The sequence below is a fragment of the Burkholderia pyrrocinia genome (genome assembly GCF_022809715.1).
GTDB classification, from domain to species: domain Bacteria; phylum Pseudomonadota; class Gammaproteobacteria; order Burkholderiales; family Burkholderiaceae; genus Burkholderia; species Burkholderia pyrrocinia_C.
On record NZ_CP094459.1, the window covers coordinates 2880940 to 2904541 of the forward strand.

A 23602-nucleotide genomic window follows, 5' to 3' on the forward strand; every position below is an offset into this window, starting at 1 on the left:
GCCGGCCGCGACAGCGGCCGGCCTCAGCGCGTGATCGGCCCCGCGTCCGGCAGCGGATTGCCGAGCGCATCGGTCGGCACGGCCTGCTGTTCGAACGCCGCGAAATACGCGGCCCACTGCGTATCGCTCACGCGCACGATCAGCGCGCCGTCCTGCCAGACGTCGTTGTGGTCGTTATGGTCGTCGCCTGCGCGATGCAGGTAGTTCGGGCCCGTCGAACCCTGGTTCATGTGCGTGTCGTGAATGCCGTTGCCTTCCGCATAGGTGCGGCCGAACACGACGACGTCGAGGCCCTGCGACTGCGCGGCGCTCACGAGCCGCAGCAGCGACGGGATCGGCTCCGGGTTCTCGGTGCCGTCCATCACCGCGCTCGCGCGCCACGCGCCCGTCTCGTTCAGGATGTCGCTGCGCAGGTAGTCGAGCGCGGGCAGCGCGGCCTGCCCCGTGAGGTCGGTGTAGCCTTCCGCCGCGGCCGCAAGCGTCTGCGTGACGGGATGGTGGAAATCGTAGACGAGCTTGTAGTTCAGCAAGTCGTCCGCATCGCTGGTGCCGACGTTGATCGCGACATCCCAGTCGCCGGCCGGCAGCGCCAGCGTCAGGTGGATGTGATACTGGATCTCGCTGCCGTGCGGCGAGCCCTTCAGCTTCGCCACCGATGTCACCTTCGCCTTCACGAAACCGTAGTCCAGACTCATGCACGTTCTCCGTGTGCCGATGGGCTGTCGATGCCACGCGGCCCGTGTGTCGGTTTGCGGGCGACCGGCTGCGGGCGACCGGCTGCGGGCGACCGGCGTCGCGTGGCCTGCCCTGTCGTTTCCCGTGTCGCGTGCGTGGTGCAACAGTCGAATGGAGTCGCCTCCGCACGCACAGTTCAGTTCAGTTCAGTTCAGTTCGACACGAATCGCACGACACGAAAAAAAGGCTGTCACGGCATCCCGTGACAGCCTTTCGAAAGCCCTTGCATGACGCACGCGGCATCTGCCGCCGCGCGTCACCGGGCCCGCTCATTCATCCACTTACTCGCCGAGATACGCTGCTCGCACCTTCGGATCGTCGAGCATCTGCTTCGCGTCGCCTTCCATCGTGACCATGCCCGAGTCCATCACGTAACCGCGGTCGGCCGCCTGCAGCGCAAGGCGCGCGTTCTGCTCGACGAGCAGCACCGTGATGCCCTCCTTCGAGATCTCGCGCACCACTTCGAAGATCTTCTCGACCATGATCGGCGACAGCCCCATCGACGGCTCGTCGAGCAGCAGCAGCTTCGGCTTGGACAGAATCGCGCGCGACATCGCCAGCATCTGCTGCTCGCCGCCCGACAGCGTGCCCGCGAGCTGCGAGGCACGCTCCTTCAGCCGCGGGAAGAAGCCGAACATCCGGTCGACGTCCTTCTTGATCTGCTCGGTGTCGTTGCGCAGGTAAGCGCCCATCTGCATGTTCTCGACGATCGACATCCGCGCGAAGATCCCGCGGCCTTCCGGCACCATCGCGAGGCCGCGCTTGAGCAGTTCGTGCGCCGGGATGCCCTTGATCGACTTGCCGTCGTACTCGATGTCGCCCGCCGAATACGGCTTCAGACCCGTGATCGCCTTCATCGTCGTGGTCTTGCCTGCGCCGTTCGCGCCGATCAGCGTCACGAGCTCGCCCTGACGGACTTCCATGTCAACGCCCTTGACGGCCTGAATGCCGCCGTAGTTGACCTGCAAGCCCTTGATTTTCAACATTGCCGCTGCCATCAGTGCACCCCTGCGCCGAGATATGCCTCAATCACCTTCGGATTCTTCTGCACGTCCTGCGGCAGACCCTCGGCGATCACCTTGCCGTAATCGAGCACCGTCATCCGGTTGCACAGCCCCATCACGAGCTTCACGTCGTGCTCGATCAGCAGAATCGTGCGGCCGTCCGAGCGGATCTTGTCGAGCAGGCGCGTGAGTTCGACCTTCTCGGTCGCGTTCATCCCGGCCGCCGGCTCGTCGAGCGCGAGCAGCTTCGGGTCGGTCGCAAGGGCCCGCGCGATCTCGAGACGGCGCTGGTGGCCGTACGACAGGTTGCGCGACGTGTAGTCGGCGTACTGCAGCACGCCCACGTATTCGAGCAGCTCGATCGCGCGTTCCTTGATCTCGCGCTCTTCCTGGCGTTCGGCCGGCGTCTGGAACACCGCGCCGAGCAGGCCGTGCTTGGTGCGCACGTGGCGGCCCACCATCACGTTCTCGAGGGCCGTCATCCCGCCGAACAGGCGGATGTTCTGGAACGTGCGCGCGATGCCCGCCTTCGCCACCTGGTGCACGGCCGTCGGCGTGTAGTTCTGGCCGTCCAGCTTGAAGTCGCCGGAGTCCGGCGTATAGAGGCCCGTGATCACGTTGAAGAACGTCGTCTTGCCTGCGCCGTTCGGGCCGATCAGGCCGTAGATCTCGCCTTCCTTGATCTGCAGGCCGACGTCGGACAGTGCCTGCAGGCCGCCGAAGCGTTTGTTCACGCCCTGCACGGACAGTCGGATTTGCTTGTCGCTCATGTGTGTATCCCCTTGTCCGTTCGTTACGCGCGCACCGGCTTCTTGCTGGCGCGCTTCGCCAGTTTCGCGATCTTGTCCTCATGCTTCGGCGCGGGCCACAGGCCTTCCGAGCGGTACAGCATGATGATCACCATCGCGAGGCCGTACAGCGCCTGACGGATCACTTCCGTATCGACGATGTCATGACCGAACAGCGCATGCTGCAGCGGGCTCATCGTCGAGCGCAGGAATTCCGGGAAGATCGCGAGCAGCACCGCGCCCAGGATCACGCCCGGGATATGGCCCATGCCGCCGAGCACCACGCAGGCGAGCACGACGATCGATTCCCAGAACGTGAACGATTCCGGCGACACGAAGCCCTGGAACGCGCCGAACATCGAGCCCGACAGGCCGCCGAACGACGCGCCCATCGCGAACGCGAGCAGCTTCACGTTACGGGTGTTGATGCCCATCGCCTTCGCCGCGATCTCGTCCTCGCGGATTGCCGCCCATGCGCGGCCGATACGCGAGTGCTGCAGGCGCGTACACACCCAGATCACCAGCAGCGAGCACAGCACGAACAGGTAGTAGTACATGTAGACCGACGGCAGCTGGAAGCCGAACAGCGAGTGCGTCTGCGACAGGTTGAAGCCGCCGACGTGCACCGGATCGATCCCCGTGATCCCCTTCGGGCCGTTGGTGATGTTCACCGGACGGTCGAGGTTGTTCATGAAGATCCGGACGATTTCACCGAAGCCGAGCGTCACGATCGCCAGATAGTCGCCGCGCAGGCGCAGCGTCGGCGCACCGAGCAGGATCCCGAAGGTGGCCGCCAGCGCCATCGCGATCGGCACGATGATCAGGAACGGGATGTGCAGCCCGCCGGGCGCGATGGCCGCGATCCACTCGAACTGCGAGGTCAGGTGCGGCGAGCTCAGCAGCGCCGCCGTGTACGCGCCCACCGCGTAGAACGCGATGTAGCCGAGGTCGAGCAGGCCGGCGAAGCCGACCACCACGTTCAGGCCGAGCGCGAGCATCACGTACAGCATCGCGAAGTCGAGCACGCGGACCCAGTAGTTGCCGCCGGCCGAGCCGATGATGATCGGTGCGGCGATCACGAATACAGCGGTCAGGATGCCGATGACGACGGTCTTGGCGGTGTTGCGCTCTTCGACGAGCGACGTCGAGGATTCGATCGGTTGAATGGATGTCATGTTGTTTGCTCCCTTCCGTTACGCGCGATCCGCGACCCGTTCGCCCAGCAGGCCCGACGGACGGAACACCAGCACGATGATCAGCACGATGAAGGCGAACACGTCCTGGTAGTTACTGCCGAATACGCCGCCCGTGAGGTTGCCGATGTAGCCGGCACCGAGCTGCTCGATCAGGCCGAGCAGCACGCCGCCGACCATCGCACCGCCGAGGTTGCCGATCCCGCCGAGCACCGCCGCCGTGAACGCCTTCATGCCGGGGATGAAGCCCATGTAGAAGTGCACGTTGCCGTATTCGGACGCGATCATCACGCCGGCCAGCGCGGCAAGCGCGGAGCCGATCATGAACGTCGCGGAAATCACGAAGTTCGGGTTCACGCCCATCAGGCTTGCCGTGTTCGGGCTTTCGGCGATCGCGCGCATCGCGCGGCCGAGCTTGGTCTTGTGCACGAGCAGCAGCAGGCCGCCCATCACGATGAACGCCACCGCGATGATCACGATTTCAGTCACCGAGATCACGGCGCCGGGCGTCGTGTCGGTCGCCTTGATCACGTTGATCGGATCGGTCGGCAGCAATTGCGGGAACGGCAGCGGGTTGCGCGACCAGATGATCATCGCGGCCGTCTGCAGCAGGATCGACACGCCGATCGCGGTGATCAGCGGCGCGAGACGCGGCGCGCGGCGCAGCGGCCGGTACGCGACACGCTCGATCGTGAAGCCCACGAATGCACAAACGACCGCGGCAATGCCCAGGCCGATCGTCAGCGTGGCGATGTTGCCGAGTCCGGGGAAGTGGTTCTGCAGCACGGTGATGGCCGACAACGCGACCATCGCGCCGATCATCAGCACGTCGCCGTGCGCGAAGTTGATGATGCCGAGAATGCCGTACACCATCGTGTAACCCAACGCGATGATGGCGTACACACTGCCGAGCACCAGCCCGTTGAGAACCTGCTGGACGAAAATATCCATTTAAAGCTCCTTGGCCCGTGCTGCCGGAGGACGTTGCGCCCCGCGGGTAAGCGAGGAATCGCGCCTTCTCGGCGACACTGCGGGTACTAGTCGATACCGGTAAGGGTGTGGATCGTCCCGGCGCGCGCCGCCCGGCCTGTACGGCCGGACCTGCCGCCGGAGCGGATACAAAAACGGCACCGCACTGTTCCGGTGCCGTCATGAGTCCCGTCGCTAAATCGTCACGACGTCGAGGACGGTGTTCGTAGCCTCCTTGAAGTCGTAGGGCAGCATGCCGGGACGGCCATCGTCCGGTTGCCCGGCATCCGTGCCTTTTACCGTCCGGTGCGAGGCAAGCCCCGCATCCAGGCGGATCGGATTCCGTGCCGCGTCGCCTGGCAAGGCATCGCGAAAGCCGCGCCCGACATGCGTCGGGGCTGCGTGGGAATCCATCGTACGAACCAAGCCGCGCACCACGACACCACCGCTCGCGGCGACACGCTGTTTCGTCGAATCGAAATGAAAGGGGGCCGGTGACATCCCCGCGCTGCCCGCATCGCCGGGCGCCATAGCCGGCATCCGTCGATCGGCGCGCACGGTCGTTGTCACACCGCGACCGGCGGCTTGTTGCAATGCAACCTGCATGCCCGCTGCCCGACCGTTCGCCAGGCCAAGCGCGTTGATTTCCTCGATCGCCAAACGTGCCCCGTTTTCCTTGTCCTTGCCCAATTGCTGCGCAATGCGGCACACCGATGGTGCCGCACGACCGGTTCCGGCGACGCGCACGCCGCTGGCCGGCGATGCCGCGAACACCGCAGCCTCCCTGCCCGCCCCGTCGTCGCTCTTTTTGCTGCAACCGGCACGCATTGCAACCGGTGCGGCGACGGACACGGCGTAAGCCAACTTCACATGCATTGAATGGTCTCCCGCGCCTTGCCAAAATCCGATTTCAAAGCCATTCAGGCTTGAAAACGGGCGCATTGTAACTCCATTTATAGGACGCCAATAATCCTGATTCGATGGGGTTTTCCTGCATTGCAACCAATTTTGAGAGACGGTTACGAACATCCGGAGCAACCGGGTTGCACCATGATCGCGAATAATGGTTGCGATCTCGATTTCGACGTACAAAAAAAAGCGCGCCGGGAGGCGCGCTTCGGTGTTCCGCGGGTGCGATGCGGCAATCAGGCAGCGGGCGGCAGGTTCAACCCGCGTGGCAGCGGAAACGACACGTTTTCCTCGATGCCGTCGAGCGCGCGAACGTTGCGCACGCCGAGTTCGCGCAGTCGCGCGATTACGGCCTGGGCGAGCACTTCGGGTGCCGACGCGCCGGCCGTCACGCCGATGCGGCGCTTGCCTGCGACCCATGCCGGATCGATCTGGTCGGGCGCATCGACCATGTACGCGTCCACACCGCGCTTCTCGGCCACTTCGCGAAGCCGGCTCGAGTTCGAGCTGTTCGGGCTGCCGACGACGATCACGACGTCGCACTGCGGCGCCATGAACTTCACCGCATCCTGGCGGTTCTGCGTCGCGTAGCAGATGTCCTGCTTCTTCGGCTCGCGGATCTTCGGATACTTCGCCTTCAGCGCGGCGATGATCTCGGCCGCGTCGTCGACGGACAGCGTCGTCTGCGTGACGAGCGCGATGCGCTCGGGATCGGCGAGCTCGAGCTTCTGCACGTCCTCGACGCTCTCGACGAGATGCATGCCGCGCTCGACCTGCCCCATCGTGCCTTCGACTTCCGGGTGGCCCTTGTGCCCGATCATCACGATATCGACGCCGTCCTGGCGCATTTTCGCCACCTCGACGTGCACCTTCGTGACCAGCGGGCAGGTTGCGTCGTAAATGCGCAACCCGCGCACGTCGGCCTCGTCGCGCACGGCCTTCGACACGCCGTGCGCGCTGAAGATCACGGTATTGCCGGCCGGCACTTCCTCGAGTTCCTCGACGAAGATCGCGCCTTTCTTCTTCAGATCCTCGACCACGTACTTGTTGTGGACGATTTCGTGACGGACATAGATCGGCGCACCGTGCATCGCGATCGCGCGCTCGACGATCTCGATCGCACGGTCGACGCCCGCGCAGAAGCCGCGCGGCTGGGCCAGCAGGATTTCGGCGTCGGCGGCGACGGTCTGCCCGGACAGCGTATCGGTGGTGCTCATGATTACAGGATTCCGATGATTTTCACTTCGAACGTGAGCGCCTGGCCCGCGAGCGGATGGTTGAAGTCGAACAGCGCCGAGGTTTCACCGACTTCCTTCAGCACCCCCGCATACCGGCCGCCGTCCGGCGCATTGAACTCGATCAGCTCGCCCGGCGTGAAATCGTCGCCGACCATCCCGTTCTCGCGCAGCGTCGACAGCGTCACGCGCTGGAGCATGTCGGGATTCCGGGGACCGAACCCCTGTTCGGGCGTTAGCTGAAAAGTCGAGTGGTCTCCAACCCTGAGCCCGAGCAGAATCTGTTCCAGCGACGGCGCCAGTTGTCCCGCGCCGAGCAGCAGCGTGGCCGGCTTGTCGGTGAAGGTGTTGACGATGTCGGCGCCGTCGGCCAGTGCGAGCCGGTAATGCAACGTGACGTGGGAACCGGGCTTCACTTCGGATAGATCGATGAGGCTCATGAATTACTCGTTCAGTCGGCGCCCGATACGGCCGAAAAGGCCCGGCGCAAAACCAATATTGTAAGTCACCTGAGCGCGCAAGGCGGAAAGTGCGACGACGTCGCGCAGACCGCCCGCCGCCAATGGAGTTTCGAGCATGCTGTCACCCTGTCTCGCCCTGCCGCCGGTCGAATGCCGCGACGGCGCCGATGCGCCGACCGATCCGCCCCGCCGCGTCCTCCCGATCCGCCGGCGCAAGCACCGCCCGGTGGACTGGCGGCCCGAGCGGCCGCGCGAGCGAATGCTGGAGCGCGGACCGGCCGCGCTGACCGACGACGAACTGATCGCGCTGCTGCTCGGTACCGGCAAGCCCGGGCACGACGTATTCGTCAGCGCCCGCGCATTGGTCAAGCAGTTCGGAACGTTGCGCGGGCTGCTCGAGGCGACGACCGACGATTTCGAAGCGCACCCGGGCATCGGCCCTGCGCGCTCCACGCGGCTGGCCGCGGTCACCGAGATCGCGCGGCGAATGCTGAAGGAGAAAGCATCCGAACGTACGCCGATCGATTCGCCCGGCGCGGTCGAGGATTATCTGCGGCTGAAGATCGGCTCGCACCCGCACGAAGTGTTCGTCGCGGTGTACCTCGACGCCCGCCACGGCCTGATCGAGACGGAGGAAATCACGCGCGGCTCGCTGACGCGCATGGCCGTCTACCCGCGCGAGATCGTGCGCCGCGCGATGACGCATAACGCCGCGGCGCTGATCGTCGCGCACAACCATCCGTCGGGCGCGGTGCAGCCGAGCGCGGAGGACCGCCGCCTGACCCGCGTGCTGCGCGACGCACTCGAACTCGTCGACGTGCGGCTGCTCGATCACGTCGTCGTCGGCACCAGCGACACTTTCTCGTTCGCACGTGCCGGTTGGCTGTAGACTGTGGCGCGGCGGCCCGCCTCGGGGCGCCACAACGGCGAAGCGAAATTAGGTTTGATTTTCCTGAACTTTTTCTGCTAGAATCGCCGTCTGTCTTTTTTCCAACCAGTTCTAGCCATCGAAGGGCCTTGTCTGCAAGGGCTACGGCGTTCTGAGAGTGCGGCCATGGATCACGTGGCGGTGCGATGAGAACCTTCATCGGCGATCGAACCCCGAATTTAGCGTATTAGGAGTGCTCTCATGGCACGCGTATGCCAAGTAACTGGGAAAGCGCCGATGAGCGGCAACAACGTTTCCCACGCCAACAACAAGACCAAGCGTCGCTTCCTGCCGAACCTGCAAAACCGCCGGTTCTGGGTAGAGAGCGAAAACCGCTGGGTGCGCCTGCGCGTTTCGAACGCCGGCCTGCGCCTGATCGACAAGAACGGCATCGATTCCGTGCTCGCTGACCTGCGCGCACGCGGCGAAGCCTAAGCCCAAGGAGCACAATCATGGCAAAAGGCGCACGCGACAAGATCAAGCTCGAGTCGACCGCTGGTACGGGTCACTTCTACACGACCACGAAGAACAAGCGCAACATGCCGGAAAAGATGGCGATCAAGAAGTTCGATCCCGTCGTCCGCAAGCATGTGGAATACAAAGAAACCAAGATCAAGTAATCTCCGGTTTCTGCCAGCCTGACGGCGACCGAAAAGCCCCGCGCATGCGGGGCTTTTTGTTTTGCGCGCACGCTCGGGCCCGACGCGGTATGCTCTCCCCTTTCCGCGGCCATGGCCGCCGGAACGCACAAGATCAAAAGCGTAACGATGGAGATGCAGCATGAAATTCGACGTGGCGATCGTCGGCAGCGGCCTGGCAGGGCTGTCGGTCGCACTCAATCTGGCCAGCACGCGACGTGTCGCGCTGATCGCGAAACGTTCGATGATGGAGGGCGCAAGCGATAACGCGCAGGGCGGCATCGCGGCGGTCCTCGATTCGGCGGACAGCATCGAGAACCACGTCGACGACACGCTGGTCGCCGGTGGCGGCCTGTGCGACGAAGGCGCGACGCGCTATATCGTCGAGCACGGCCGCGAAGCGATCGAATGGCTGATCTCGCAAGGCGTGCCGTTCACGAAGGACGACGCAGCCGAACTCGGCTTCCACCTGACGCGCGAAGGCGGCCACAGCCACCGCCGGATCATTCACGCGGCCGACGCGACCGGCCATGCGGTGCTTGCGACGCTGTCGGAGCGCGCGCGCCAGCATCCGAACATCACGTTCTTCGAAAATCACCATGCGATCGACCTGATCACGTCGGACCGGCTCGGCCTGCCCGGCCGCCGCTGTCACGGCCTGTATGCGCTCGACGTCGACAACGACCGCACGATCACGATCGAGGCACCGCACACGGTGCTCGCAACGGGCGGCGCCGGCAAGGTCTATCTGTACACGACGAACCCCGACACGGCGACCGGCGACGGCATCGCGATGGCATGGCGCGCGGGCTGCCGCGTGTCGAACATGGAATTCATCCAGTTCCACCCGACCTGCCTGTTCCATCCGTATGCGAAATCGTTCCTGATTTCGGAGGCCGTGCGCGGCGAAGGCGGCCTGCTGAAGCTGCCCGACGGCACGCGTTTCATGCCCGCGCACGATCCGCGCGCCGAGCTCGCGCCGCGCGACATCGTCGCGCGCGCGATCGACTTCGAGATCAAGAAGCGCGGGATCGACTGCGTGTATCTCGACATCAGCCACCAGCCGGAAGCGTTCCTGCGCGAGCACTTCCCGACGATCCATGCGCGCTGCCTCGAATTCGGCATCGACATCGCGAAACAGCCGATCCCCGTCGTGCCGGCCGCGCACTATACATGCGGCGGCGTCGTGACCGATCTCGCCGGGCGCACCGATCTCGCAGGCCTGTACGCGGTCGGCGAAACGTCGTACACGGGGCTGCACGGCGCGAACCGGCTCGCGAGCAACTCGCTGCTCGAATGTCTCGTGATCGGCCGCGCGGCGGCCGAAGCGATCGAGGCGGCCGGCTTCGATTCGGAAACGCCGGCCACGCTGCCCGCATGGGACGAAAGCCGCGTGTCGGATGCGGACGAGGAAGTCGTCGTCGCGCACAACTGGGACGAGCTGCGCCGCCTGATGTGGAACTACGTCGGCATCGTGCGCACCGACAAGCGCCTCGAACGCGCGAAGCACCGGCTGTCGCTGCTGCGCGACGAGATCCACGAGTACTACGCGAACTTCCGCGTGACGCGCGACCTGCTCGAACTGCGCAACCTCGTCGACGTGGCGACGCTGATCGTGAAGAGCGCGCAGTCGCGCCGCGAAAGCCGCGGGCTGCACTACAGCCGCGACTGGCCGCACACGCTGCCGAAGGCGCTGCCGAGCGTGCTCACGCCGCGCGCGCGTCGCTGAGCGGCGCCCTTCCCGGTTGCGGCCGCACAGGAAAAAAGCCGTTGGCGTTTGCATGCCAACGGCTTTTTTGTCTGATCGTATGACACTCGATCAGTCGACGATCCGCATCGAATAATCCGTCGCGCGCACGTCCTTCGTCAGCGCGCCGATCGAGATGCGATCGACGCCCGTCTCCGCGAACGCGCGCACCGTGTCGAAATTGACGCCGCCCGACACTTCGAGCACGGCCTTGCCGGCCGCCACGCGCACCGCTTCACGCATCATGTCGAGCGTGAAGTTGTCGAGCAGCACCGACTGCGCGCGATGCGCGAGCGCCGTGTCGAGCTGCGCGAGCGTCTCGACCTCGACCTGCACGGGCACGCCCGAATCGAGTGCGAACGCCGCGTCGAGCGCCTCGCCGACACCGCCCGCCGCTGCGATGTGGTTCTCCTTGATCAGGATGCCGTCATACAGCGCGAGACGCTGGTTCTCGCCGCCGCCGACGCGTACCGCGTACTTCTGCGCGAGCCGCAGGCCCGGCAGCGTCTTGCGCGTATCGAGGATCTTCGCGCGCGTGCCTTCGACGCGGTCGACGTAACGGCGCGTCGCGGTCGCGACACCCGACAGCAGTTGCAGGAAGTTCAGCCCGTTACGCTCGGCCGTCAACAGCGCGCGCGCCGGCCCTTCGAGTTCGCAGACGGTCGAATCGGGCGTCATCCGGTCGCCTTCGCGATAGCGCCATTGCACGGTGATCGCCGGATCGATCCGGCCGATCACGGCCTCGAACCACGGCACGCCGCACAGCACGGCTTCCTCGCGCACGATGATGCGCGCGCGACGACGCCCGCCGGCCGGCACGAGCCGCCCGGTCTGGTCACCGGTGCCGACGTCTTCCGCGATCGCATCGGCAACGTTGCGCGCGATCGCGTCGTCGAATGCCGCGCCGTATTGCTCGCGAACGATGTCGTAAAGCGGGGAGACTGCACCGGTCATGCCGCCCCCACGTTCGCAAACAGTTGCTGGTCGCGCTGCAGGTCGCCGCTCGCCTGCACGCGCTTCTTGTGCGCGGCCGCGAAATCGAGCATCCGGTCGATCGGCAGGCGCGCACGTTCGCCGATCGCCGGATCGACGAAGATCTCGTTGTGACCGCGTTCGAGCACGTCGGCGAGGTTCGCGAGGCCGTTCATCGCCATCCACGGGCAGTGCGCGCAGCTCTTGCAGGTCGCACTGTTGCCGGCCGTCGGCGCCGCGATGAAGGTCTTGCCGGGCGCCGCGAGCTGCATCTTGTGCAGGATGCCGAGATCGGTCGCGACGATGAAGCGCGTCGCGTCCAGCTTCACGGCCGCATCGATCAGCTGCGTGGTCGAGCCGACCACATCGGCCTGCGCAACGACGCTTTCCGGCGATTCCGGATGGACGAGCACCTTCGCGTCCGGATATTCGGCGCGCAGCAGGTCGAGCTCGATGCCCTTGAACTCGTCGTGGACGAGGCACGAGCCCTGCCACAGCAGCATGTCCGCGCCGGTTTTCTTCTGGATATAACTGCCGAGATGGCGATCGGGCGCCCAGATGATCTTCTCGCCGCGCGCGTGCAGGTCGGCCACGATCTCGAGGCCGATCGACGACGTGACCATCCAATCCGCGCGGGCCTTCACGGCCGCGCTGGTGTTCGCATAGACGACGACGGTGCGATCGGGATACGCATCGCAGAACGCCGAGAATTCATCGACCGGGCAGCCGAGATCGAGCGAACAGGTCGCATCGAGATCGGGCATCAGGATCCGCTTGTTCGGGCTCAGGATCTTCGCGGTTTCACCCATGAAGCGCACGCCGGCGACGACCAGCGTCTGCGCGTCGTGATCGCGGCCGAAGCGGGCCATTTCGAGCGAATCGGCAACGCAGCCGCCGGTTTCGTCGGCGAGTTCCTGCAGTTCGGCATCCACGTAGTAGTGCGCGACCAGCACGGCCTTTTCACGCACGAGCAGCGCCTTGATGCGCGCCTTCAGCGCAGCGCGTTCCTCGGGGGACGGTGCATCGGGCACCTTGGCCCATGCCTGCCCCACGCCGCACACGGTCCCTGCTGCGACGGGCCGGTCGTACTCGACGGGTTTGATCGTCGATTGCATCTCCATATCTCCTGTCGGTCCGAGTGAGCGCTTTAGCGCTTACTCGGACCCCATGCTTCGCGGTCGACCGGAGTTATCGCTTTAGCGCCTACCCCGATCCCATGCTTCGCGGTCAACCAGAATCAGCGCTTCAACACTACTCCGATCCCATCCTCTACGCTCGCCCCGGGGCACCATTGCGCCGCTGCCCCAAGCCTCATACAAATTCGGGCCGATCGCTTCCGTCAAAAAACGGTGGCCCAAATGAAAAAACCCCGCCAACGCGGGGTTTTTGACGTCCTGAGATTCTAATCGATTTCGAATCAGGCGTAGCGACGCAGGCGTGTCGCGAATTCCTGCAGCGCCTTGATGCCGCTTTGTTCCGCGCGATGGCACCAATCCTGCAATTGCGCGAGAAGCTGTTCGCGCGACGCGGTCGAACGATCCCAGATCGCGGCGAGATCCTGGCGCAACTGAAAGTACGTGTGCAGCTTCTGGCTGTTCGCGAAGATTTCCGGCAGCAGCTTCTTCTGCGGCTCGTCGAGGCCGTCGGCGTCCTTGTGGAACCACTTGCGCGCGCCGCGCATCAACTGGTACTTCTCGCTCGAACCGAGCTCCTTCAGGTGCGCGAGCTCCTGGCGGTACGCACGCTTCACGGCCTTGCCGTAGCGCGCCATCACTTCGTATCGGTTCGACAGCACGGCCTGCAGCGTTTCCTGGTCCAGCACCGTCTTCGGCTTGTTCAGGCGCGGCGTCGGCGCGACCTTCTTCACCTTCGCGAGACCGAACGCCGACATGATGCGGATGTACATCCAGCCGATGTCGAACTCGTACCACTTGTTCGACAGCTTCGCCGACGTCGCGAACGTGTGGTGGTTGTTGTGCAGTTCTTCGCCGCCGATCACGATGCCCCACGGGAACAGGTTCGTGCTCGCGTCGGCCGAGTTGAAGTTGCGGTAGCCCCAGAAGTGGCCGAAGCCGTTGACGACGCCTGCCGCCCAGAACGGAATCCAGACCATCTGCACGGCCCACACGGTCAGGCCGAGCACGCCGAACAGCGCGACGTCGATCACCATCATCAGGCTGATGCCGAGGATCGGGTACTTCGAGTAGAGATTGCGCTCGATCCAGTCGTTCGGCGTGCCGTGGCTGAACTTGCGCATCGTCTCTTCATTCTTCGCTTCCGCGCGATACAGCTCGGCGCCCTCGAGGAACACCTTCCAGATGCCGCGCGTCTGCGGGCTGTGCGGATCTTCCTCGGTCTCGCACTTCGCATGGTGCTTGCGGTGAATCGCGGCCCACTGGCCGGTCAGCATGCCGGTCGTCATCCACAGCCAGACGCGGAAGAAATGGCTCGCGATCGGATGCAGTTCCAGCGCGCGGTGCGCCTGGCAACGGTGCAGGTAGACCGTCACGCCGATGATCGTGACGTGCGTGACGGCGAGCGCGAACAGCGCGACCTGCCACCACGAAAAATGCAGGAGCCCGTGGGAAAGAAAATCGAGCAGGGAATTCAACAAGGCAGTTACCTGTGATGAGATGAGAGCGATGCCGGCTCGCGCAGGCGTCAGAAAAATGAAAGCATACCGCGAATAGACTTGGATTTTACTTCAACCGTTCCAAGTCTTTGTAAAAAATGAATATTTTCTTGCCCTGGCACAACTGGAACAGTCCACGGGCGGACTTGGAAAGGCCCGCGATCCGGTTCCGGCCGCGGGATCGATACGATCGACGACCGACGCACGCTATGCAGCCGACGCGCGCCCGTCCGCCGCACCGTTGCCGGCCGCCGGATCGCCAGCCGCCGGATCATGCCCCGCCACCGCGCCCGCGGCGGCAAAACCGTCCGGCAGCCCGACGACGCGCACTTCGCGCTGCGGAAACGGAATCGAAATCCCGTGCTCGTTGAACAGCCGCCAGATGTTGCGGTTCACGGCCGAGCGCACGCCCGACGTGCCTTTCGCCGAATCCTCGATCCAGAAACCGAGCTCCAGGTCGATCCCGTCCGCGCCGAAGCTCACCAGATAAGGGGTCGGCGCGGGCTCCGCCAGCACGCGCGGCACGTCCTTCGCGGCGTCGGCGAGCAGCACGAGCGCGTGCTCGACATCGCTCGTGTACGCGACCTGCACCGCGACCTTCGCATAACCGCGCGTCAGGTACGACGACTGGTTCTGCACGACGTCGGTGATCAGCTTCTCGTTCGGGATCAGCGTCTCGTTGCCGTCGAGGCCGCGCACGACCGTGTAGCGTGTGCGGATCTGCGTGACGACGCCCTGCAGCCCGCCGACGCTGATCGCGTCGCCGAGCCGCAGCGAGCGGTCGAGCAGGATGATGAAGCCCGACACGTAGTTGCTCGCGATCTTCTGCAGCCCGAAGCCGAGGCCGACACCGACCGCGCCGCCGAACACGCCGAGCACCGTCACGTCGATGCCGACCAGCGACAGCCCGATCAGGATCGCCGCGAACACGAGCAGCGCGCGGCCGACCCGCGACAGCACGACCTTCAGGTTCGCATCGAGCGTGCTCGCGCGCGTGAGGCGATCCTCGAGCACCGAGCCGAGCCACATCGCGACCATCAGCGTCACGCACACCCACAGCGCGCCGGAGATCAACGACAGCAGCGTGAGGTGCGCATTGGCGACGCGGAACTGCACGCTGTCGAGCCAGCCGAGCACGTCGTGCTGGATGCCGAGCACGGTCAGCACCATCGCGGCCCACACGACGGTCGACACGATCTTCTCGACGATCGACAGCCACGCATGCGTGTGGCCGTCGCGCGCGAACACGCGCCGCGCGAAGAAGAACAGCACGTAGATCAGCCCGATGCCGAACAACGGCACGAGCGCGAGCGACAGCAGCGCCGTCGACATGAACGGGTCGAACGCAAGCTGCGCGACGCCCACGAAGATGCCGCCGAACAACGGAAACAACGCGCGCTTCAGGCTATGCGCACCCGCGCCGGGCGCGCGTCCGGCCGTCCGCCGGCGCGCATCGATCCGGCCGTGCACGAAGCGTGCGGCCACCCACGCGAAACACAGCGCGCCGACGAGGATCGCCGCCTGCCAGATCATCACCGGCTGGTGAAAGTCGCGAATTACCGATGCCAGCCGGTGCGACAGCAGGCGGCTCTGCAGATTCTCCATCGTCCGTCCGTGCCGCCGTTACTGCGCGCGCCGCTCGAGCACCGCGGCGAAGAAGCCGTCGGTCGCGTGACGGTGCGGCCACAACGACAGGTAGTCGCCCGTCTCGAGTTCGATGCGCTGGTCGGCCAGCACCTTCTGCGCAGGCACCAGCACGAACTCGGGATGGTCGGCCAGGAACTGCTCGACGATGCGCTCGTTCTCGGCGTCGAGCACGCTGCAGGTCGCGTAGACGAGCCGGCCGCCCTTCTTCACGAGGCGCGCGGCGCTCGCGAGGATCGACGCCTGCTTCGGTGTCAATTCGTCGATCGACGTGCGCGACTGGCGCCACTTCAGGTCCGGATTGCGGCGCAGCGTGCCGAGGCCGCTGCACGGCGCGTCGACCAGTACGCGGTCGATCTTGCCGGCGAGCCGCTTGATCTTCGCGTCGTGCTCGCTGTCGATCAGCACGGGGTTCACGTTCGACAGCCCGCTGCGCGCGAGGCGCGGCTTCAGCTTCGCGAGGCGCTTTTCCGACACGTCGAACGCATAGAGGCGCCCGGTCGAGCGCATCATCGCGCCCAGCGCGAGCGTCTTGCCGCCCGCACCCGCGCAGAAATCGACGACCATCTCGCCGCGGCGCGGCGCGACCAGCGAGCACAGCAACTGGCTGCCTTCGTCCTGCACCTCGATCTCGCCTTCCTCGAACAGCTTCAGGCGCGTCAGCGCCGGCTTGCCGACCACGCGCACGCCGAACGGCGCGAACGGCGTCGCACCCGCATCGATGCCGTTTGCGCGCAGCGCGTCGATCACCTGGTCGCGGGTCGCCTTCTGCGCGTTGGCGCGCAGGTCGAGCGGCGCCGGGTAGTTCAGCGCGGCGGCGAGCTGCGCGAGCTCATCGGCGTCGAATCGGGCCGACAGCGCCTGGTGGATCCAGTCCGGCAGGTTCGTGCGCACGCGCACCGGCAGGCTCGCGGGATCGATCTTCGACACGTGCTCGAGCCATGCGGACTCGGTGTCGGACAAAAACGGCTTCAGCGCATTGCGGCCGGCCGTCTGCATCAGGCCGAGCAGCGTGAGGCGCCGCGCGGGCGTGCCCGTGCCGCTCTCGGCGAGATGCGAAAACTCCATCTTCCGGCGCAGCACCGCGAACACGGCCTCGGCGATCACGCCGCGCTCGGCATGCCCGAGCTTCGGGTGCGCGCGGAAGAACCGGCTCGTCGTCGCGTCGGCGGGGCCGGCGAACTTCAGCACCTCGGCCAGCAAAGTCTCGGTCTGGCCGATCAGGAATCCGTGCAGCTTCATACGCCCTCACTCGTTTCGGTATGCGGTTGATCCGCGAAAATCCAGCGCGCCTCTTCCGGCGCCACCACTGCCCGGCCGTTCTCGAGGCGCAAACGCCCGTCGACGAACCAGCGCACCGCGCGCGGATACAGCACATGCTCGACCGTCAGCACGCGCCGCGCGAGCGCGGCCGCGTCGTCGCCCGCGCGCACCGGCACCGCGCCCTGCGCGACGATCGCGCCGCTGTCGAGCTCGGGAATCACGAAGTGCACGCTCGCGCCGTGCAGCGCGACACCCGCGTCGAGCGCCTGCTGGTGCGTGTGAATGCCCTTGAAGCTCGGCAGCAGCGACGGGTGGATGTTCAGCAGCCGGCCTTCGTATCGTCTGACGAATGCCGGCGTGAGGATGCGCATGAAGCCCGCGAGGATCACGAGATCGGGGGCAAAGCGGTCGATCTCGGCGGCGAGCGCCGCGTCGAAGCTGTCGCGGCCGTCGAACGACCGATGGTCGACCACCGCGGTCGCCACTCCGTGCGACGCGGCAAAAGCCAGGCCGGCCGCATCGGGCCGGTTGGCGATCACGGCAGCAACCTCGGCCGGCCAGCGTTCCTGCGCGCACGCGCGAACGATGGCCTCCATGTTGCTGCCGCGACCGGAAATCAGGATCACGAGTTTTTTCATCCGCGAATTTTACCATTCGCCCCCGCGTTTCCCGCCTTCTCGGCCGCCGGCCCGCCCGAACGTTTATAATCTTCTGCTTTGCGGCATCCCACCGCCCATCCCCCGACGCTGCATCCGCTATCGTGAAAGTCTTCCGCGGCCTGCCCAACGCCGAGAGCCGCGCCCCGTGCGCGCTGACGATCGGCAACTTCGACGGTGTCCATCGCGGCCACCAGGCCCTGCTCGCGCGCGTGCGCGCGGCAGCGGACGCGCGCGGCCTGCCCGTGTGCGTGATGACTTTCGAGCCGCACCCGCGCGAATTCTTCAACCCGGCCGGCGCGCCGCCGCGCATCGCGATGCTGCGCGACAAGCTCGAGGCGCTGCGCGAGCACGGCGTCGACCGCGTGGTCGTCGAGCACTTCAACCACACGTTCGCGAGCCAGTCGCCGCAGGCGTTCGTCGAGCGCACGCTGGTGAACGGGCTGCACACGCGCTGGATGATGGTCGGCGACGATTTCTGCTACGGCGCGAAACGCGCGGGCACCTTCGACACGCTGAAGGCGGCCGGCGAGCAATACGGTTTCGAAGTCGAGCAGATGGGCACGGTGGCCGGCAGCGACGGCACGCGCATCTCGAGCTCGGGCGTGCGCGCCGCGCTCGCGGCCGGCGATCTCGACGCAGCCGCGCAGGCGCTCGGCCACGGTTATGCGATCAGCGGCCACGTCGCGCACGGGCTGAAGCTCGGCCGCGACCTCGGCTTCCCGACGCTGAACCTGCCGATCGCGCACAAGCGGCCGGCGCTCGCGGGCATCTTCGTCGTGCAGGTGCACGGCCTCGGCCCCGACCCGCTGCCGGGTGTCGCGAGCCTCGGCCTGCGCCCGACCGTCGACGATTCGGGCCGCGTGCTGCTCGAAGTCCACCTGCTCGACTGGCACGGCGATGCGTACGGCAAGCTCATCCGCGTCGAATTCCTGAAGAAGCTGCGCGACGAAGCGAAATTCGACGATCTCGAGGCGCTGTCGCGCGCGATCGCATTGGACGTCGCGAATGCGCGCGCGTATTTCATCGAGCGCGATCGTGCGCCGGGCAGCCGCGCAACGGGCTTCTCGACGTCGGCAACCGACCGAATTAGCTGATCCGGACGGCGGCGCCCCGCGCCGCACCCACGCGCCGCCCAGTCGCGCGCATACCCGATTCACGACGCACGAGCGTCCCCCGATTTGATAGCGATCCCATCATGAGCAACAAGAAAGCCGATTCGAAACCGCAGGCCAAGTATCCGGTCAACCTGCTCGACACGCCGTTCCCGATGCGCGGCGACCTGCCCAAGCGCGAGCCGCAATGGGTCAAGGAATGGGAAGAGCGCGGCATCTACGACAAGATCCGCGCGGCCAGCAAGGGCCGGCCGAAGTTCATCCTGCACGACGGCCCGCCGTATGCGAACGGCGACATCCACCTCGGCCACGCCGTCAACAAGATCCTGAAGGACATCGTCGTCAAGTCGCGCAACATGGCCGGCTTCGACGCGCCGTACGTGCCGGGCTGGGATTGCCACGGGATGCCGATCGAGATCCAGATCGAGAAGCAGTTCGGCAAGTCGCTGCCGGCGGCCGAAGTGATGAGCAAGGCGCGCGCGTACGCGACCGAGCAGATCGAGAAGCAGAAGGTCGGCTTCAAGCGCCTCGGCGTGCTCGGCGACTGGGCCAACCCGTACAAGACGATGAACTTCGTCAACGAGGCGGAAGAGATCCGCGCGCTCGGCAAGATCATCGAGAAGGGTTATGTGTATCGCGGGCTGAAGCCGGTGAACTGGTGCTTCGACTGCGGCTCGGCGCTCGCCGAAGCGGAAGTCGAGTACAAGGACCGCACCGATCCGACGATCGACGTGATGTTCGCGTTCGCGGAACCGGAAAAGACCGCACAGGCGTTCGGCCTGCCGGCACTGCCGCGCGCCGAAGGCGGCATCGTGATCTGGACCACCACGCCGTGGACGATTCCCGCGAACCAGGCGCTGAACCTCCATCCGGAAATCGTCTACGCGCTGGTCGACACCGAGCGCGGGCTGCTGATCATCGCGGAAGAGCGCGTCGCCGCGTGCATGGAAGAGTTCAAGCTGACGGGCCGCGTCGTCGCGACCACGCCGGGCGTGAAGCTCGCGAACCTGCGCTTCCACCACCCGCTCGCACCGGCCCACCCCGGCTACAAGCGCACCGCGCCCGTCTACCTCGGCGACTACGTGACGACCGACACGGGTACCGGCGTCGTGCACTCGTCGCCCGCGTACGGCATCGAGGACTTCATGTCCTGCAAGGCGCACGGGATGACCGATTCGGACTTCATCAACCCGGTGATGGGCGACGGCCGCTACATCGAATCGCTGCCGCTGTTCGGCGGCCTGTCGATCTGGGATGCGAACCCGAAGATCGTCGAAGCGCTGAACGCGGCCGGCTCGCTGCTGCGCAGCGAGAAGTACACGCACAGCTACATGCACTGCTGGCGCCACAAGACGCCGATCATCTATCGCGCGACGTCGCAATGGTTCGCCGGCATGGACGTCACGCCGCGTGCCGGCGGCAAGACGCTGCGCGAAACGGCGCTCGAAGGCGTCGACGCGACCGCGTTCTACCCGTCGTGGGGCAAGCAGCGCCTGTTCAGCATGATCGCGAACCGTCCCGACTGGACGCTGTCGCGCCAGCGCCAGTGGGGCGTGCCGATGGCGTTCTTCGTGCACAAGGAAACCGGCGATCTGCACCCGCGCACGCTCGAACTGCTCGAGGAAGTCGCGAAACGCGTCGAGCAGTCGGGCATCGAGGCGTGGCAGACGCTCGATCCGCGCGAGCTGATCGGCGACGACGCGAACCTGTACGAAAAGAACCGCGACACGCTCGACGTGTGGTTCGACTCGGGCACGACGCACTGGCACGTGCTGCGCGGCTCGCACAAGGATCAACTTCAGTTCCCGGCCGACCTGTACCTCGAGGGCTCGGACCAGCATCGCGGCTGGTTCCACTCGTCGCTGCTGACCGCGTCGATGATCGACGGCCGCGCACCGTACAAGGGCCTGCTCACGCACGGCTTCACGGTCGACGGCGAAGGCCGCAAGATGAGCAAGTCGCTCGGCAACGGCGTCGACCCGCATGAAGTCGCGAACCGCCTCGGCGCGGAAATCATCCGCCTGTGGATCGCGTCGACCGACTATTCGGGCGAGCTCGCGATCTCCGAGGAAATCCTGAAGCGCGTGACCGAAGGCTATCGCCGCATCCGCAACACGCTGCGCTTCCTGCTCGCGAACCTGTCGGACTTCGACTACGCGCAACACGCGGTGCCGGTCGGCGAATGGCTCGAGATCGACCGTTATGCGGTCGCGTTCTCGGCGCAACTGCAGACGGAACTGCTCGGCCACTACGAGAAGTACGAATTCCACCCGGTTGTCGCGAAGCTTCAGACGTACTGCTCGGAAGATCTCGGCGGCTTCTACCTCGACGTGCTGAAGGATCGCCTGTACACGAGCGCGGCCGATTCGCGCGCACGCCGCTCCGCGCAGACGGCGCTGTACCACCTGACGCACGGCCTGCTGCGTGTGCTCGCGCCGTTCCTGTCGTTCACGGCGGAAGAGGCATGGAAGGTGTTCCAGCCGGCCAGCGACACGATCTTCACGGAAACCTACTACGCGTATCCGGAAGTCGCCGGCTCGGCCGCGCTGATCGACAAGTGGGCGCTGCTGCGCGACGTGCGCAGCAACGTGACGAAGGCGCTCGAGGAAGCGCGCACCGCGAACCGCATCGGTTCGTCGCTGCAGGCCGAAGTGACCGTGCACGCGAGCGGCGCGCGCTACGACGCGCTCACGAGCCTCGGCGAAGACCTGAAGTTCGTGCTGATCACGTCGGCCGCGACGGTCGTCAAGGTCGACGACGAAGCGCAGGAAAGCGTCGACGTGGCCGCGTCGAAGTACCAGAAGTGCGAACGCTGCTGGCACTACCGCGAAGATGTCGGCGCGCACGCCGATCATCCGACGCTGTGCGGCCGCTGCTTCTCGAACCTCTTTGAAAACGGCGAAATCCGGAGCGCTGCTTAACTATGGCGAAAACCCTGTCGAAACCGGCCAGCGGCGCGCTTGCGCCCTGGCTCGGCATTTCGCTGATCGTGATCCTGTTCGATCAACTGTCGAAGATCGCGATCCTGAAAACGTTCGCGTACGGCGCGCAGCATGCGCTGACGTCGTTCTTCAACCTCGTGCTGGTGTACAACCGCGGCGCCGCGTTCGGCTTCCTGTCGACCGCGGGCGGCTGGCAGCGCTGGGCGTTCACAGCGCTCGGGATCGGTGCGACGCTCGTGATCTGCTTCCTGCTGAAACGCCACGGCCACCAGCGGCTGTTCAGCCTGTCGCTCGCGCTGATCCTCGGCGGCGCACTCGGCAACGTGATCGACCGGCTCGTCTACGGTCACGTGATCGACTTCCTCGATTTCCACCTCGGCGCCTGGCACTTCCCGGCGTTCAACCTCGCCGATTCCGCGATCACGGTCGGCGCGGTGCTGCTGATCTACGACGAACTGCGTCGCGTGCGCGGCTCGCGCTAAGCGCGCATACTCGGCGTCGACGGCCGGCCTCGCGCCGGCCGTCCCGTTTGACCCTTGGAGGCCTGAGTTGGCACACGCAGAACTCGCAGGAAAACACCTCGTTCTCGGCCTGACGGGCGGTATCGCCTGCTACAAGATCGCCGAGCTCACGCGGCTGCTCACCAAGGCCGGCGCGACCGTGCAGGTCGCGATGACCGAAGCCGCCACGCAGTTCATCACGCCCGTCACGATGCAGGCGCTGTCGGGCCGGCCCGTCTATACGAGCCAGTGGGACGCGCGCATCGACAACAACATGGCGCACATCGACCTGTCGCGCGAAGCCGACGCGATCGTGATCGCGCCCGCGTCGACGGATTTCCTCGCGAAGCTCGCGCACGGGTTCGCGGACGACCTGCTGTCGACGCTGTGCGTCGCGCGCGATTGTCCGCTGCTCGTCGTTCCCGCGATGAACCGCCAGATGTGGCAAAACCCGGCCACGCAGCGCAACGTCGCGCAACTGCGCGCGGACGGCGTGTCGGTGCTCGGCCCGGATTCGGGTGCGCAGGCGTGCGGCGAAGTCGGCGACGGCCGCATGCTCGAACCCGACGCGATCTATGAAGCGATCGTCGCGCACTTCGCGCCGAAGGTGCTCGCGCACCGGCGCGTGCTGATCACGGCCGGGCCGACGTTCGAACCGCTCGACCCCGTGCGCGGCCTCACGAACCGCTCGAGCGGCAAGATGGGCTTCGCGCTCGCGCGCGCCGCGCAGCAAGCCGGCGCCGACGTGCATCTCGTCGCGGGGCCGGTCGCGCTCGACACGCCGTGGGGCGTGACCCGCCAGGACGTGCAGACCGCGCAGCAGATGTACGACGCGGTGATGCAAGCGGTTGCCGATGCCGACATCTTCATCGCGGTGGCCGCGGTCGCCGACTGGCGCGTCGATCAGCCGGCCCAGCACAAGATGAAGAAGACGGCCGACCGCAAGATGCCGGCGCTCGCATTCGTCGAGAACCCCGACATCCTCGCGTCGGTCGCGGCGCTGCCCGATCCGCCGTTCTGCGTCGGGTTCGCGGCCGAAAGCGGCGACCTCGACGTGCACGGCGACGAGAAACGCAAGCGCAAGAACGTGCCGCTGCTGGTCGGCAACCTCGGCCCGCTGACGTTCGGCCGCGACGACAACGAAGTCGTGCTGTTCGAAGCCGCCGGCCTCACGCGCCTGCCGCGCGCGCCGAAGGACGAACTCGCGCATGCGCTCGTCGCGGAAATCGCGAAGCGCCTGCCCGACAACCGCCTGATCTGATCTCCCGCGC

23 protein-coding genes are annotated in these 23602 nt (G+C 65.9%); 8 read left to right on the forward strand and 15 right to left on the reverse strand.

What is annotated here, in order from left to right; translation table 11 throughout:
- Window positions 1-23: 23 nt before the first annotated feature.
- The 9 genes from MRS60_RS13325 to MRS60_RS34950 form a co-directional block, all read right to left on the reverse strand.
- Window positions 24-695 carry a DUF2278 family protein gene (locus MRS60_RS13325; RefSeq protein WP_034178804.1) on the reverse strand — a complete coding sequence of 224 codons (672 nt, stop codon included), beginning with the start codon at window positions 693-695 and terminating at the stop codon, window positions 24-26.
- A 321-nt stretch (window positions 696-1016) separates the two neighbouring features.
- Window positions 1017-1733 (reverse strand): ABC transporter ATP-binding protein, encoded by a 717-nt coding sequence (locus tag MRS60_RS13330; RefSeq protein WP_034178805.1) that lies wholly within the window; start codon window positions 1731-1733, stop codon window positions 1017-1019.
- The gene (locus MRS60_RS13335) at window positions 1733-2509 is read right to left on the reverse strand and encodes an ABC transporter ATP-binding protein (RefSeq protein ID WP_034178806.1); all 777 of its coding nucleotides are present in this window, start codon (window positions 2507-2509) and stop codon (window positions 1733-1735) included. Before MRS60_RS13335 ends, MRS60_RS13330 begins: the two co-directional genes overlap by 1 nt.
- Before the next feature lie 23 nt (window positions 2510-2532).
- Window positions 2533-3702: an ABC transporter permease subunit gene (locus tag MRS60_RS13340; protein ID WP_034178807.1), complete on the reverse strand. Its 1170-nt coding sequence runs from the start codon at window positions 3700-3702 to the stop codon at window positions 2533-2535.
- A gap of 18 nt (window positions 3703-3720) precedes the next feature.
- Entirely contained in the window at window positions 3721-4671 is a 951-nt protein-coding gene (locus tag MRS60_RS13345; RefSeq protein WP_034178808.1) for a branched-chain amino acid ABC transporter permease, read from the reverse strand.
- A 213-nt stretch (window positions 4672-4884) separates the two neighbouring features.
- Window positions 4885-5631, reverse strand: a complete 747-nt coding sequence (locus MRS60_RS13350; RefSeq protein ID WP_243564821.1) for an amino acid-binding protein — start codon at window positions 5629-5631, stop codon at window positions 4885-4887.
- Window positions 5632-5834: 203 nt separating this feature from the next.
- Window positions 5835-6815: a 4-hydroxy-3-methylbut-2-enyl diphosphate reductase gene (ispH, locus tag MRS60_RS13355; RefSeq protein ID WP_034178810.1), complete on the reverse strand. Its 981-nt coding sequence runs from the start codon at window positions 6813-6815 to the stop codon at window positions 5835-5837.
- A 2-nt stretch (window positions 6816-6817) separates the two neighbouring features.
- Window positions 6818-7273 (reverse strand): FKBP-type peptidyl-prolyl cis-trans isomerase, encoded by a 456-nt coding sequence (locus MRS60_RS13360; protein WP_034178811.1) that lies wholly within the window; start codon window positions 7271-7273, stop codon window positions 6818-6820.
- 3 nt (window positions 7274-7276) lie between these two features.
- Complete coding sequence (locus MRS60_RS34950; RefSeq protein WP_258170484.1) at window positions 7277-7411, reverse strand: hypothetical protein; 135 nt, start codon at window positions 7409-7411, stop codon at window positions 7277-7279.
- Here MRS60_RS34950 and radC point away from each other — a divergent pair.
- From radC to nadB, 4 genes are all read left to right on the forward strand, one after another.
- Window positions 7410-8183, forward strand: a complete 774-nt coding sequence (gene radC, locus MRS60_RS13365) for a RadC family protein (RefSeq protein WP_034178812.1) — start codon at window positions 7410-7412, stop codon at window positions 8181-8183. The two genes, MRS60_RS34950 and radC, sit on opposite strands and share 2 nt — an antisense overlap.
- A gap of 240 nt (window positions 8184-8423) precedes the next feature.
- Window positions 8424-8657 carry a 50S ribosomal protein L28 gene (gene rpmB / locus MRS60_RS13370; RefSeq protein WP_004186391.1) on the forward strand — a complete coding sequence of 78 codons (234 nt, stop codon included), beginning with the start codon at window positions 8424-8426 and terminating at the stop codon, window positions 8655-8657.
- 17 nt (window positions 8658-8674) lie between these two features.
- The gene (gene rpmG / locus MRS60_RS13375; protein WP_006478046.1) at window positions 8675-8842 is read left to right on the forward strand and encodes a 50S ribosomal protein L33; all 168 of its coding nucleotides are present in this window, start codon (window positions 8675-8677) and stop codon (window positions 8840-8842) included.
- A gap of 160 nt (window positions 8843-9002) precedes the next feature.
- Entirely contained in the window at window positions 9003-10589 is a 1587-nt protein-coding gene (gene nadB / locus MRS60_RS13380; RefSeq protein ID WP_034178813.1) for an L-aspartate oxidase, read from the forward strand.
- Between the two features lie 90 nt (window positions 10590-10679).
- Here the strand turns inward: nadB and nadC are convergent, their stop codons facing one another.
- The 6 genes from nadC to purN form a co-directional block, all read right to left on the reverse strand.
- Window positions 10680-11561: a carboxylating nicotinate-nucleotide diphosphorylase gene (gene nadC / locus MRS60_RS13385; protein ID WP_034178814.1), complete on the reverse strand. Its 882-nt coding sequence runs from the start codon at window positions 11559-11561 to the stop codon at window positions 10680-10682.
- Window positions 11558-12694 (reverse strand): quinolinate synthase NadA, encoded by a 1137-nt coding sequence (gene nadA / locus MRS60_RS13390; protein WP_243564822.1) that lies wholly within the window; start codon window positions 12692-12694, stop codon window positions 11558-11560. The genes nadC and nadA overlap by 4 nt, the downstream gene beginning before the upstream one ends.
- 302 nt (window positions 12695-12996) lie before the next feature.
- Entirely contained in the window at window positions 12997-14193 is a 1197-nt protein-coding gene (locus tag MRS60_RS13395; protein WP_034178815.1) for a DesA family fatty acid desaturase, read from the reverse strand.
- A 225-nt stretch (window positions 14194-14418) separates the two neighbouring features.
- Window positions 14419-15816, reverse strand: a complete 1398-nt coding sequence (locus tag MRS60_RS13400; RefSeq protein ID WP_243564823.1) for a mechanosensitive ion channel family protein — start codon at window positions 15814-15816, stop codon at window positions 14419-14421.
- 18 nt (window positions 15817-15834) lie between these two features.
- Window positions 15835-17097 carry an RsmB/NOP family class I SAM-dependent RNA methyltransferase gene (locus MRS60_RS13405; protein WP_034178817.1) on the reverse strand — a complete coding sequence of 421 codons (1263 nt, stop codon included), beginning with the start codon at window positions 17095-17097 and terminating at the stop codon, window positions 15835-15837.
- Entirely contained in the window at window positions 17094-17756 is a 663-nt protein-coding gene (purN, locus tag MRS60_RS13410; RefSeq protein WP_034178818.1) for a phosphoribosylglycinamide formyltransferase, read from the reverse strand. Before purN ends, MRS60_RS13405 begins: the two co-directional genes overlap by 4 nt.
- A 122-nt stretch (window positions 17757-17878) precedes the next feature.
- Between purN and MRS60_RS13415 the strand changes: the two genes are divergently transcribed.
- The 4 genes from MRS60_RS13415 to coaBC all read left to right on the forward strand — a co-directional run bounded on the left by MRS60_RS13415 (window position 17879) and on the right by coaBC (window position 23592).
- Entirely contained in the window at window positions 17879-18871 is a 993-nt protein-coding gene (locus MRS60_RS13415) for a bifunctional riboflavin kinase/FAD synthetase (protein WP_034178819.1), read from the forward strand.
- Between the two features lie 101 nt (window positions 18872-18972).
- A complete protein-coding gene (ileS, locus tag MRS60_RS13420) occupies window positions 18973-21810 on the forward strand; it encodes an isoleucine--tRNA ligase (protein WP_243564824.1) in 2838 nt (945 codons plus the stop codon).
- Between the two features lie 2 nt (window positions 21811-21812).
- Window positions 21813-22313 (forward strand): signal peptidase II, encoded by a 501-nt coding sequence (lspA, locus tag MRS60_RS13425; protein ID WP_034178821.1) that lies wholly within the window; start codon window positions 21813-21815, stop codon window positions 22311-22313.
- 67 nt (window positions 22314-22380) lie between these two features.
- Window positions 22381-23592 (forward strand): bifunctional phosphopantothenoylcysteine decarboxylase/phosphopantothenate--cysteine ligase CoaBC, encoded by a 1212-nt coding sequence (gene coaBC, locus MRS60_RS13430; RefSeq protein ID WP_243564825.1) that lies wholly within the window; start codon window positions 22381-22383, stop codon window positions 23590-23592.
- The last annotated feature ends 10 nt before the right edge of the window (window positions 23593-23602 follow it).

Excerpts from the sequence above, each read along its gene's own strand:
- MRS60_RS34950 (WP_258170484.1), bottom strand. The coding sequence starts at position 7,411 with ATGCTCGAAACTCCATTGGCGGCGGGCGGTCTGCGCGACGTCGTCGCA.
- rpmG (WP_006478046.1), top strand. The coding sequence starts at position 8,675 with ATGGCAAAAGGCGCACGCGACAAGATCAAGCTCGAGTCGACCGCTGGT.
- MRS60_RS13350 (WP_243564821.1), bottom strand. The coding sequence starts at position 5,631 with ATGCGCCCGTTTTCAAGCCTGAATGGCTTTGAAATCGGATTTTGGCAA.
- MRS60_RS13335 (WP_034178806.1), bottom strand. The coding sequence starts at position 2,509 with ATGAGCGACAAGCAAATCCGACTGTCCGTGCAGGGCGTGAACAAACGC.
- MRS60_RS13330 (WP_034178805.1), bottom strand. The coding sequence starts at position 1,733 with ATGGCAGCGGCAATGTTGAAAATCAAGGGCTTGCAGGTCAACTACGGC.
- rpmB (WP_004186391.1), top strand. The coding sequence starts at position 8,424 with ATGGCACGCGTATGCCAAGTAACTGGGAAAGCGCCGATGAGCGGCAAC.
- ileS (WP_243564824.1), top strand. The coding sequence starts at position 18,973 with ATGAGCAACAAGAAAGCCGATTCGAAACCGCAGGCCAAGTATCCGGTC.
- MRS60_RS13360 (WP_034178811.1), bottom strand. The coding sequence starts at position 7,273 with ATGAGCCTCATCGATCTATCCGAAGTGAAGCCCGGTTCCCACGTCACG.
- MRS60_RS13405 (WP_034178817.1), bottom strand. The coding sequence starts at position 17,097 with ATGAAGCTGCACGGATTCCTGATCGGCCAGACCGAGACTTTGCTGGCC.
- nadC (WP_034178814.1), bottom strand. The coding sequence starts at position 11,561 with ATGACCGGTGCAGTCTCCCCGCTTTACGACATCGTTCGCGAGCAATAC.
- MRS60_RS13345 (WP_034178808.1), bottom strand. The coding sequence starts at position 4,671 with ATGGATATTTTCGTCCAGCAGGTTCTCAACGGGCTGGTGCTCGGCAGT.
- nadA (WP_243564822.1), bottom strand. The coding sequence starts at position 12,694 with ATGCAATCGACGATCAAACCCGTCGAGTACGACCGGCCCGTCGCAGCA.
- MRS60_RS13340 (WP_034178807.1), bottom strand. The coding sequence starts at position 3,702 with ATGACATCCATTCAACCGATCGAATCCTCGACGTCGCTCGTCGAAGAG.
- nadB (WP_034178813.1), top strand. The coding sequence starts at position 9,003 with ATGAAATTCGACGTGGCGATCGTCGGCAGCGGCCTGGCAGGGCTGTCG.
- lspA (WP_034178821.1), top strand. The coding sequence starts at position 21,813 with ATGGCGAAAACCCTGTCGAAACCGGCCAGCGGCGCGCTTGCGCCCTGG.
- MRS60_RS13325 (WP_034178804.1), bottom strand. The coding sequence starts at position 695 with ATGAGTCTGGACTACGGTTTCGTGAAGGCGAAGGTGACATCGGTGGCG.
- radC (WP_034178812.1), top strand. The coding sequence starts at position 7,410 with ATGCTGTCACCCTGTCTCGCCCTGCCGCCGGTCGAATGCCGCGACGGC.
- ispH (WP_034178810.1), bottom strand. The coding sequence starts at position 6,815 with ATGAGCACCACCGATACGCTGTCCGGGCAGACCGTCGCCGCCGACGCC.
- MRS60_RS13400 (WP_243564823.1), bottom strand. The coding sequence starts at position 15,816 with ATGGAGAATCTGCAGAGCCGCCTGCTGTCGCACCGGCTGGCATCGGTA.
- purN (WP_034178818.1), bottom strand. The coding sequence starts at position 17,756 with ATGAAAAAACTCGTGATCCTGATTTCCGGTCGCGGCAGCAACATGGAG.